The following is a 3,001-nucleotide window of genomic DNA, read 5'->3' on the forward strand; positions in this document are numbered from 1 at the left end:
GCGGGGGGGGCGCCCCGAGGCGTCTATGTGGGGTATCCAAAACATTGGGGGCGTTTACCGGTGAACCGGTAACCGCCCGAAGGACAGGTGCGCCGCCAGGGACTCGAACCCCGGACCCGCTGATTAAGAGTCAGCTGCTCTAACCAACTGAGCTAGCGGCGCCTGCTGACAGAGAAAATACTACCTGGTCCCGAGGGGTGCTCCAAACCAGATCCACGCCGGGCCCACGGGGCCCGCATCGGGCCTGCCCCGGGTCCGCCCCGGGCCCGCGCCAGGTCCGCCGGTCAGCGCTCCAGGAGCTCCGCGCGGCCGTGCGCGGCGTACGCCGCGAGCAGCGCCGCCAGGGATTCCGGGTCGAGGGGGCGGTAGCCCTGCCCGCCCGGCGGCGACCACCAGACCGGGTCCGGGCACCGGAACCCGGCGCGGCGCAGCGCGACCCGGTGGATCTTGTTCGTGGCGGTGGTCGGCATGGCGTCCACGACCCGGACGTAGCGCGGGGCCATCTTGGTGCCGAGATCGGGCTGGGCGGCGAGGAAGGCGGAGAACGCCTCCGGGGCGAACCGCTCCCCCGGCTTCAGTGCGATGGCGGCCATGGCCTGGTCGCCGGCCGCCTCGTCCGGGACCGCGTACACGGCGACCGCGGCCGCCGGGGACCAGCGGGCCAGGATGTTCTCGATCGCCGCGGCGGCCAGGTTCTCGCTGTCGACCCGCAGCCGGTCGTCCGTGCGGCCCGCGAAGTAGAGGAACCCGGCGGCGTCCCGGTAGAAGAGGTCTCCGGTCCAGTACCAGCCCTTGCGGGTGCGGTCCGCCTCGGCGTCGGGATTGCGCCAGTACCCCTCGAAGCGGGTGCCGCCCCGGTTGACCAGCTCGCCGATGGCCGCGGAGCCGTTGCGGAGCCGGCCGTGGCCGTCCAGCTCGGCCGGCGGGCACTCGGCGCCGGTCTCCGGGTCGACCACGACCAGATCGTCGCCGGGCGCCGCCCGGCCGAGGGCCCCCGGCGGGGTGTCCGGCGTCCGCTGCACGGAGGCGCCGCCCTCGGTGGCCCCGTAGCCCTCCACCAGCCGGACCCCGAAGCGGTCGGCGAAGCGGGCCGCGTCCACGGCCCCGGCCTCGGTGCCGAAGCCGAGGCGCAGGGGGTGATCGCGGTCGTCGGGGCGGGGCTCGGTGGCCAGCAGGTACTGGACGGCCCGGCCCACGTACGTGAAGTACGTCGCGCCGAAGGCCCGTACGTCGTCCAGGAACGCGGAGGCCGAGAAGCGGCGGCGCAGCGCCACCGGGGCGCCGGCGACGAGGGCGGGCAGCCAGTCCGCGATGACGGCGTTGCCGTGGAAGAGCGGCATGCAGACGTAGTGGACGTCGTCCGGGGTGACCGAGAAGGAGCGGGCCAGGGAGGCTCCGGCGGCGGCGAGCCGGCCCTGGGTGCAGACGGCGGCCTTGGGGGTGCCGGTGGAGCCGGAGGTGAAGTAGAGGAGGAAGCGGGAGGCGGGGCCGGGGGCGGTGCGGGCGGTGAGCGCGGCGCCGCCGTCGCCGGGTTCGGCGGCGGCGTACGGGGTGAGCAGGGCGGCGTACTCCTCGCTGCCGGTCACCAGGATCCGTACGTCCGGCAGGTCGAGGCCGCGCAGCAGCGGGAGGTGGGCGGGCTCGGTGACCAGGATCCGGCAGTCCGTGTGCAGGACGTCGCGCGCCAGCTCGGGGCCGCGGCGGGTGGGGTTGATCCCGGCGACGGCGGCCCCGGCGAGGGCCGCCGCGCCGAGCCAGAACGGAAACTCGGGGATGTTGTCGAGCAGCACCCCCACGTGCGGTTCGGCCCCGGCCGGCAGGAGGTCGGCGAGCAGCGCGGCGCGTGCCGCGCTCTCCTGGGCGGTCCGGTGGCGGCTGAGGACGGTGACGGCGCCCCCGTCCGGGCTGCGGTACTTCAGCCCCGGGCGGTGGTCTCCCCACTGGCGGGAGATGAGTTCGGCCACGGTGTGGGGGGTGGAGGCGCCGGGTGTCGTCGTCCGCATGCGGCCGGAGGGTAGTTGACGTGACGTCAGAATTGAACGCCCAGGCCGCCGGTCAGAACTCGACGTCGGAGCAGGCGTAGAAGGCCATCGGGGTGTCGTGGACGGTCCAGACGGCCAGGATCATGTGCCGACCGGTCTTCCCGGTGGGCATGGCCCCCTGGTGGACGGTGGTCATGGCGGGCCGGGCGCCGTTGTAGGCGACGGTGAGGAAGGGCTGGGATTCGAGGGCGGCGCGGGTGAGGGGCTTGGTGGGGTCCCAGCCGTTCCTGGTGACGTAGTACTTGATGTCGGTGGTGGCGTGGTTGGCGGTGAACTGCCACCGGAAGCCGTAGCCCTGCCCGGCCGTGACCCTGGTGGCGGGCCAGGCGCCGCCGCGCGGGTCGTCGAGCTGGGCGAACTCGCCGTGGCCGCCGGCGCATATCCGGCCGTCGGCCGGACCGGCTGCCGGAAAGCCCTTGTAGCCCTCGACGCTCTGCGGCTCCCACTGGATGGGGCCGCAGTCGGAGACGGTCCTGTTGGCGCAGAGCTTCTGGCGGCTGACGGGGGTGTCGGTGTAGCCGTGACCGTTGGCGGTGGGCGCTACGGCGAACGCGAGGCCGGTGGCCACGCTGATCCCGAGGGCGGCGGCGCCGGCGCGCCGGGGAGGGCGGACAGGGCTGCGCATGGGCATGCGGATGGGGCGCATGGGTCGGATGCTCCTTGAACGTGGGGGGGGGTTCGGGTGAGGGAGCGCGCGCACGGGCGGGGATGGCCGCGAGGGCGGTTCCCGCGGCCGCACCGGGCACGACCCCAGGTCTAGACCAAGTCCCAATTTATTGACGTGAGTTGGCCATGTCCATACCAATGCGGGAACGTGTGGTCCGGACCGACCCGGGTCTCCGCGGCCCCGACGGCGACATCCGGCCGCCGCCTCCGGGGACACGGATGCGGGGCCCGCCCCCCCAGCCCCCCATCACCCTGCGCCCGGCGGGCCGACGGGGGGAGCCGCGAGAGCAAAA

At 74.3% G+C, this 3,001-nt stretch carries 2 protein-coding genes and 1 tRNA gene; all 3 read right to left on the bottom strand.

Features of this window, described 5'->3' with window-relative positions:
• Nucleotides 1-88 precede the first annotated feature (88 nt).
• The 3 genes from ACFVGY_RS22130 to ACFVGY_RS22140 all read right to left on the bottom strand — a co-directional run bounded on the left by ACFVGY_RS22130 (nucleotide 89) and on the right by ACFVGY_RS22140 (nucleotide 2,688).
• Nucleotides 89-162: transfer RNA gene (locus tag ACFVGY_RS22130), tRNA-Lys, on the bottom strand.
• A 122-nt stretch (nucleotides 163-284) separates the two neighbouring features.
• A complete protein-coding gene (locus ACFVGY_RS22135) occupies nucleotides 285-2,003 on the bottom strand; it encodes an AMP-binding protein (protein ID WP_385679926.1) in 1,719 nt (572 codons plus the stop codon).
• 52 nt (nucleotides 2,004-2,055) lie between these two features.
• On the bottom strand, nucleotides 2,056-2,688 hold the full coding sequence (locus tag ACFVGY_RS22140) for a lytic polysaccharide monooxygenase (protein WP_385679928.1): 633 nt from the start codon (nucleotides 2,686-2,688) through the stop codon (nucleotides 2,056-2,058).
• Nucleotides 2,689-3,001 lie beyond the last annotated feature (313 nt).

The sequence above is a fragment of the Streptomyces sp. NPDC127106 genome, assembly GCF_042677605.1.
Classification (GTDB): Bacteria; Actinomycetota; Actinomycetes; order Streptomycetales; family Streptomycetaceae; genus Streptomyces.